Genomic DNA, 7,808 nt, shown 5'->3' on the forward strand with positions numbered 1-7,808 from the left:
CAGGACATTTCCAAAAACTCAGCCTGACATCCTGAGAACATGAATACTGTGTTTTCCTTCCATCCCTGTCCTTACTTAAACACAGTTGAAACTAACGTCCTCTTTCAAACATAAAAAAAGAGCGGAATATATCCCGCTCTCCCATGTGTTACTGATTGATTTGTCTGATAAGGTTCGCCATTTCGATTGCACTGACAGCTGCTTCCCAGCCTTTGTTTCCTGCTTTTGTTCCAGCACGCTCGATAGCCTGTTCAATTGTATCCGTTGTAAGGACTCCGAATATCACAGGTACTTCCTCTTGAAGGCCTACGTTGGCTACCCCCTTCGCAACTTCACCACTTACATATTCAAAGTGTGCAGTCGCACCCCTGATGACAGTTCCAAGTGTGATGACAGCATCATAATTTTTTGAAGCCGCCAATTTTTTTGCGATTACAGGGATTTCAAATGCACCCGGTACCCATGTCACCGTAATATCTGCTTCATCTACACCATGGCGTTTCAATGCGTCCTCCGCTCCACCTAGGAGTTTGCTCGTAATGAATTCATTAAAACGGGCAACAACAATTGCCACCTTTAACCCAGAACCTACTAAATTACCTTCATAAATTGTTTTCATCTTAATATCCTCCTTAGAATTGAAGTAAGTGACCTAACTTACTATGTTTTGTTTTTAGGTATTTTTCATTTTCTGCTTTGGATGGCATTTGGATAGCCACTCTTTCCTCAACTTCAAGACCGTACCCTTTCACACCCGTGATTTTACGAGGGTTGTTTGTCAGGAGCCTCATTTTAGTAACTCCTAAATCCTTAAGAATCTGTGCCCCAATGCCATAGTCGCGCAAATCAGCCGCAAATCCTAATTTATGATTGGCTTCTACTGTATCAAGGCCTTCTTCCTGAAGCTTATAGGCTTTCATCTTGTTGACCAAGCCGATTCCGCGCCCTTCCTGCCTCATATACAGCAGTATGCCTTTGCCGGCCTCTTCAATTTGGGAAAGCGCTGCATGAAGCTGCGGGCCGCAGTCACAGCGGTTGGAACCGAACACATCGCCTGTCAGGCATTCAGAATGCACCCTTACCAATACAGGTTCGTCAGGGTCGATCTCACCTTTGACCAGCGCAACATGCTCCTTTCCGGTAAGCTTTTCTGTGTACGCGACTGCTTTGAAATTCCCGAATTCTGTCGGAAGCTCTATTTCCACTTCTTTTTCAACCAGCTTCTCTTCTTTTCTTCTATAAGCAATCAAATCCTGGATCGTTATCATTTTCAAATCAAATTTATCGGCAATTTCCTTCAGCTGAGGGACTCTTGCCATTGTGCCGTCAGGATTCATGATTTCACAAATGACACCTGCCTGCGTTGCGCCGGAAAGGGCAGCAAGATCAACAGCCGCTTCTGTGTGCCCTGCGCGTTTAAGGACTCCGCCATTCTTGGCAATCAACGGAAACACATGTCCTGGACGCTTAAAATCACTCGGCTCTGCATCCTCTTTGAGCATTTCTAAAATAGTTGTTGAACGCTCAAACGCACTGATACCTGTGGTTGTATTAACATGGTCTACACTTATGGTAAATGCCGTCCCGTATGGGTCTGTATTTTGGCCAGTCATCGGGTTCAATTGGAGCTGTGAAGCTTTCTCTATTGTAATCGGAGTACAGATTAGGCCCCTGCCTTCTGTTGCCATGAAATTGATCACATCAGGTGTCGCTTTCTCTGCCAATGCAACGAAATCTCCTTCATTTTCCCGGTCCTCATCATCTACAACTATGATCACTTTTCCTGCTTTTAACTCTTCCAATGCTTCTTCAATTGTATTAAACATTTTCTGTACCTCCTTATGGCAGAATCTTCAGCTCATGAATCCATGCTGGGTTAGAAAGTCTGTTCCAATATCTTGTTTTTTCGGCTGTTCTGTTCTGCTGTTATTCATAAATTGATAAATATATTTTGCCATCATATCACATTCCAAATTAACGATATCCCCGACTTTTTTACTGCCGAGAATGGTATCGTGCCTGGTTTGCGGTATCAGTGAAACCGTTATAGTATCATTGCCTGTTTCAAATACGGTCAGGGAAGTACCGTCCAAACATACCGAACCCCTGTTAATAAAATAGCGGGCTAACTCCCCGGGAATTTCAATCGTAATATACAGAGCATTTTCAACAAACTGAGTTGAAGCAATCGTACCGATCCCATCTATATGGCCTGTAACAAAATGACCGCCAAAACGCCCGTTTGCAGCCATTGCCCTTTCCAGATTCACCCTCGCTCCCGCTCCGAGAAGCTTCAATGACGTATTTTCAAACGTCTCCGGCATGACATCGACTGTAAAGGACCTGCTGCTAAAAGAAGTGACTGTCAGGCAAGTGCCGTTGACAGAGATGCTGTCACCCAACTTCACATCCTCCAGCACTTTATATCCTGAAATTGAAAGTACCATGGAAGCAGATGATTTTTTAATTTTTTCAATTGTACCTATTTCTTCGATGATTCCGGTGAACATCCCATCACTCCTCTCTAAGTGGCTTCGCAACAATTTTGATGTCTTTTCCAATCTTTTCTATAGAGATAAACTCCAGTTCTTCTCCTTCTTCAATGGAGGGAAATCCCTGCCCGCCAAAGCTGGAGAAAGCATTCAAACCTCCAACCAATTTAGGGGCCATGTACATGATGACCTCTTGAAACGCCTTCTCTTTTAAAAAGGAAAAATGCACAGCAGAACCGCCTTCAACAAACAGTGAAGTGATATTCCGTTCTCCCAGTCGTTGTAAAATCAACCTTACCGGTAAATCAGGAGTCTTCAGCTGTTCAATTTCTACACCTTTTTGAAGAAGGAGCTGCTTTTTATCCTCGGAAGCCTCACTTCCACAGAAAACAACAGTATCCGCTGCTTGTGTCTCTAAAATAGCACTTTCACTAGGAATCCTTAAATGAGTATCTAAAACAATTCGAATGGGATTTTTTCCACCGAGGGGCAATCGTGTGGTGAGAAGAGGGTTATCTTTTATGACTGTGTTTACTCCAACTAAAATAGCATCATGGTTGTGCCGGTATTTATGTACATCCAGCCTGGATTCTTCAGATGTGATCCACTTGCTCTCGCCTGTATACGCAGCCGTTTTTCCATCAAGTGTGACGGCAGACTTAAGTGTGACAAAAGGAGTTCCGGTCTGGATGAAATGAAAAAAGTGTTCGTTCAATTTCAGGGCATCATCTTCACATATGCCTGTTTTCACTTCAATCCCGGCTTTTTCCAGGATGGCAATTCCTTTACCCGCCACTAATGGATTGGGGTCCACGCTTGCAATAAATACACGTTTTAAGTTATTTTCTACAATAAGATTTGCACATGGAGGCGTCTTACCAGTATGGGCACAAGGTTCCAGAGTGACGTAGATGTCTGCACCTTCCGCCTTTGGTCCAGCTTGTCTAATGGCATGAACCTCAGCATGCGGTTCCCCCGCTTTTAAATGCGCACCCATGCCGACAATCTCTCCATCTTTTACGACAACAGCTCCTACTGCCGGATTGGGCGATGTCTGCCCTTTTCCCGCTTTTGCCAGCGACAATGCTAATTCCATATATTCTTTTTCCTGCAAATGTATCCTCCTTTCTAAAGCAGCACATCCCCAAATGGACTGCAGAAGAACAATTAAAAAAACCCTGAGTGGTTGGAGCACTCAGGGAGAAAAGTCATAACTAAATAAGCGTGTAAAATTAACATTTTTCACGCGCCTTTTCCTTCTCCCATCCAGACTGTCACTGTCGGCTTTGGAGTTTCACCAAATCCACCGCCATTAAAAAATGGCGGGTCACGGACTAAGAACTGATATGTTCATCACCGCCGGTAGGGATTTTCACCCTGCCCCGAAGGAATAAATATTCGATTGTGTTTACTATACCATAATAATAAAAGAGTTGCATTATAGAATGCCTGAAAGTTCAAACAGGATTCCACTCTCTGAATTCAGCCTGCCATCTTCCTGCATTCCTCTGCACAGGCAAAACAAATTCCTGCACAAATTTGACAGTGCCTGTAGTCGAAAGATTTACACTCGGCTCCACAGGCATCACAGATTTCGGCACATAATGCAGAAATTTGTTTAACAACCTTGCTGCTGCGCTGCATGACCGCTGCTGAATAAGCACATATTTCTGCACACTCCCTGACCAGTTCAATGCATTCAGCCATCTTTTCTTCTTCCTTCAAACAGGCATGGTAACAGACATTGCAAGCCTCCAAACAATCAAGACAAGCCTTTATACAGCTTTTATAACTCGCATCCATTGGTTTCCCTCCATTTCAGGTTTCTGTTAAGATTCCCAAAATAAAGGAAAAACTTTCGATTATTTCTAAATCACATAAAAGTCTTCCAATAATAAAACAATAAAAAAGAAGGCCCTGTGTGAGAGCACATTTTCTCGTTCCTCAAAATGGACAACAATACTAGAGGGATCAAACAATTGCTGTTTCTGCAGAGGTATTCTGCCCCGGGTCAATGAACAAACTTTTTCTTCATTCATGAAAAGGGCCCATCCCTCCTCACTCTTCTTAAAAATTATCTCATTCCCCTCATTATCAATCCATTCAAGTCTTCTGCCAATATAGTAGTTATCGGATATACCTTGAATAGAAAATTTTAAGAATTCTCTCCCTCTCTTCATAACAATTTTTCTATCACCATCTTCCCAAGATCCTCCCCTATTGAAAATCCGGGCTTTCAACAGACCATCAAAACCAAAAAAACAATATGATTGTTCTGCTTTATTGATGACAAAGGACTGATTGATATTCTTTGAGGTAAGCTTTAGCGCTTCTCTCGTACGTTTTACTTCTTGGTTATAGAATAAATATATACTAGAAAAAGTAAACCCAAGTATAATCAACAACAAGTAAAAAAGAATGTGCAGACCTGGTAGGAACAGGCTTAACAGCACACCTAGCAACAGTGAAGCCAATGCCCTCTTAAGATAATACCGGCTCATATTATTATAAAAATGGGTTATATTCATTTAGAAGTTTTCACTCCTTAATAGAGTTCTTTTAATAGTATGAAACTAATAGAGAGAATAGAACCGCTGGTATTATGGTAGAAAACCCTATTTCAATTAGATCCTTAGTCAGAGAGACCCTTGTTAAACAAGCGTCTCTTTTCCTTTAATACTTAATTCCTGCAGAGAAAAGACATTGTTTTTCTCCAGATCCTCCAAAATTTCCTTAGGCAGAAATACTTTCAATTGTTCCTCCGATACCCACCGGTAGCTGCTATGCTCATCAGACAAAACCACGTTAGTCGACTTACTCTCACACAAGTATGTCAACAAAACCACTTGCCGGCTGGGATCAGTATTAAAACTGACTGCATATAAGAGTTTTTCAACGGTTACGTTAAGACCCGTTTCTTCTTTAATTTCCCTCATCAGTGCCGTTTCCAAGTCTTCACCAAAGTCAATCTTGCCTCCCGGACACTCCCAGGTGCCTCCGCCAACTTCATCATCCATGGACCGCTGGACTATCAACACCTGACCATTTTTAAGGACCAATCCCTTGACCGCAACTACCGTCCTATTTGCAGTATCCAACTTCAACACCACTTTCTTTATGTAATCTTCTCTATCTTCCTATAACTGGTTGATTTTCACAATAGGATATACCTTAAAGTGATTTTGCGAGTTGAATTTCAAAAATCAAACGCTTAACTTTTTAACTTATTCATTTTAAACACAAAAAAAGAGCACCCATCTGGGTACTCTCTCATTTGCCTGGCGACGTCCTACTCTTACAGGGGGATCCCAACTACCACCGGCACTGAAGGCTCGGCCGGCGAAGAGCGGCGAATCTCTTCGTCCGCTTCGCTCGTTCACATCCTCATGGGCAGAGCCCACTCCGGTGTTCTCTCCCTCTCGTCCTCGACCTTCTTGCTCCTCCCCACCCTCGCTCCTGCTTTTGATGAATGTCCAGGCAAGATCTTTTCAACCTTCGGTTTCCTTTTCATTTCCAACATAAAAAAGAGCACCACATCGGGTACTCTCTTGGTGCCTGGCGACGTCCTACTCTCACAGGGGGAGATCCCCCAACTACCATCGGCGCTGAAGAGCTTAACTTCCGTGTTCGGCATGGGAACGGGTGTGACCTCTTCGCCTTAATCACCAGACTGTATGAAATTGAAAGAACATCGTTCTCTCAAAACTAGATAAAGGTATGAAGAAAAGAAAGTATTCCGAGTTCGCTATAAATTGTGGTTAAGTCCTCGATCGATTAGTATCTGTCAGCTGCACGTGTCGCCACGCTTCCACCTCAGACCTATCTACCTGATCATCTTTCAGGGATCTTACTCACATAAAGTGATGGGAAATCTCATCTCGAGGGGGGCTTCATGCTTAGATGCTTTCAGCACTTATCCCTTCCGCACATAGCTACCCAGCGATGCCTTTGGCAAGACAACTGGTACACCAGCGGTGCGTCCATCCCGGTCCTCTCGTACTAAGGACAGCTCCTCTCAAATTTCCTGCGCCCACGACGGATAGGGACCGAACTGTCTCACGACGTTCTGAACCCAGCTCGCGTACCGCTTTAATGGGCGAACAGCCCAACCCTTGGGACCGACTACAGCCCCAGGATGCGATGAGCCGACATCGAGGTGCCAAACCTCCCCGTCGATGTGGACTCTTGGGGGAGATAAGCCTGTTATCCCCGGGGTAGCTTTTATCCGTTGAGCGATGGCCCTTCCATGCGGAACCACCGGATCACTAAGCCCGACTTTCGTCCCTGCTCGACTTGTAGGTCTCGCAGTCAAGCTCCCTTGTGCCTTTACACTCTGCGAATGATTTCCAACCATTCTGAGGGAACCTTTGGGCGCCTCCGTTACTCTTTAGGAGGCGACCGCCCCAGTCAAACTGCCCACCTGACACTGTCTCCCACCCCGATCAGGGGCGCGGGTTAGAAGTTCAACACAGCCAGGGTAGTATCCCACCGACGCCTCCACCGAAGCTGGCGCTCCGGTTTCCAAGGCTCCTACCTATCCTGTACAAGCTGTGCCAAAATTCAATATCAGGCTACAGTAAAGCTCCACGGGGTCTTTCCGTCCTGTCGCGGGTAACCTGCATCTTCACAGGTACTATAATTTCACCGAGTCTCTCGTTGAGACAGTGCCCAGATCGTTGCGCCTTTCGTGCGGGTCGGAACTTACCCGACAAGGAATTTCGCTACCTTAGGACCGTTATAGTTACGGCCGCCGTTTACTGGGGCTTCGGTTCGCACCTTCGCTTGCGCTAAGCACTCCCCTTAACCTTCCAGCACCGGGCAGGCGTCAGCCCCTATACTTCGCCTTACGGCTTCGCAGAGACCTGTGTTTTTGCTAAACAGTCGCCTGGGCCTATTCACTGCGGCTCTCTCGGGCTTGCACCCTACCAGAGCACCCCTTCTCCCGAAGTTACGGGGTCATTTTGCCGAGTTCCTTAACGAGAGTTCTCTCGCTCACCTTAGGATTCTCTCCTCGCCTACCTGTGTCGGTTTGCGGTACGGGCACCTTTTTCCTCGCTAGAGGCTTTTCTTGGCAGTGTGGAATCAGGAACTTCGGTACTATATTTCCCTCGCTGTCACAGCTCAGCCTTAACGGTGACGGGATTTGCCTCATCACCAGCCTAACTGCTTAGACGCGCATATCCAGCAGCGCGCTTACCCTATCCTCCTGCGTCCCCCCATCACTCAAACGGAAAAGAGGTGGTACAGGAATATCAACCTGTTATCCATCGCCTACGCCTTTCGGCCTCGGCTTAGGTCCCGACTAACCCTGAGCGG

The 7,808-nt window shown here is 45.3% G+C and carries 7 protein-coding genes, 2 rRNA genes, 1 pseudogene and 1 riboswitch (1 of these 11 cut by a window edge); all 10 genes and pseudogenes read right to left on the minus strand.

Annotation, left to right across the window (positions count from 1 at the left end; all coding sequences use genetic code 11):
- Positions 1-148 precede the first annotated feature (148 nt).
- A complete protein-coding gene (gene ribE, locus ACOJQI_RS14050) occupies positions 149-619 on the minus strand; it encodes a 6,7-dimethyl-8-ribityllumazine synthase (protein WP_421378909.1) in 471 nt (156 codons plus the stop codon).
- Between the two features lie 13 nt (positions 620-632).
- Positions 633-1,844 (minus strand): annotated as a pseudogene (locus ACOJQI_RS14055) (bifunctional 3,4-dihydroxy-2-butanone-4-phosphate synthase/GTP cyclohydrolase II); the annotation flags it as partial.
- Between the two features lie 9 nt (positions 1,845-1,853).
- On the minus strand, positions 1,854-2,510 hold the full coding sequence (ribE, locus tag ACOJQI_RS14060; RefSeq protein ID WP_421378911.1) for a riboflavin synthase: 657 nt from the start codon (positions 2,508-2,510) through the stop codon (positions 1,854-1,856).
- Between the two features lie 4 nt (positions 2,511-2,514).
- Positions 2,515-3,606 carry a bifunctional diaminohydroxyphosphoribosylaminopyrimidine deaminase/5-amino-6-(5-phosphoribosylamino)uracil reductase RibD gene (ribD, locus tag ACOJQI_RS14065; protein WP_421378913.1) on the minus strand — a complete coding sequence of 364 codons (1,092 nt, stop codon included), beginning with the start codon at positions 3,604-3,606 and terminating at the stop codon, positions 2,515-2,517.
- A 136-nt stretch (positions 3,607-3,742) separates the two neighbouring features.
- Positions 3,743-3,886, minus strand: a riboswitch (FMN riboswitch).
- An 88-nt stretch (positions 3,887-3,974) separates the two neighbouring features.
- Entirely contained in the window at positions 3,975-4,295 is a 321-nt protein-coding gene (locus tag ACOJQI_RS14070; RefSeq protein WP_421378915.1) for a four-helix bundle copper-binding protein, read from the minus strand.
- A 65-nt stretch (positions 4,296-4,360) separates the two neighbouring features.
- Positions 4,361-5,020, minus strand: a complete 660-nt coding sequence (locus ACOJQI_RS14075) for a hypothetical protein (RefSeq protein WP_421378917.1) — start codon at positions 5,018-5,020, stop codon at positions 4,361-4,363.
- A gap of 123 nt (positions 5,021-5,143) precedes the next feature.
- Entirely contained in the window at positions 5,144-5,590 is a 447-nt protein-coding gene (locus tag ACOJQI_RS14080) for an NUDIX hydrolase (protein ID WP_421378919.1), read from the minus strand.
- 278 nt (positions 5,591-5,868) lie between these two features.
- A complete protein-coding gene (locus tag ACOJQI_RS14085) occupies positions 5,869-6,012 on the minus strand; it encodes a hypothetical protein (protein WP_421378921.1) in 144 nt (47 codons plus the stop codon).
- Positions 6,013-6,045: 33 nt separating this feature from the next.
- Positions 6,046-6,162: ribosomal RNA gene (rrf, locus tag ACOJQI_RS14090) — 5S ribosomal RNA — on the minus strand.
- Positions 6,163-6,246: 84 nt separating this feature from the next.
- Positions 6,247-7,808, minus strand: a 23S ribosomal RNA gene (locus ACOJQI_RS14095); it runs 1,374 nt beyond the window's last position.

It is taken from the genome of Bacillus salacetis, assembly GCF_049177075.1.
Taxonomy (GTDB): Bacteria; Bacillota; Bacilli; order Bacillales; family Bacillaceae_B; genus Rossellomorea; species Rossellomorea salacetis_A.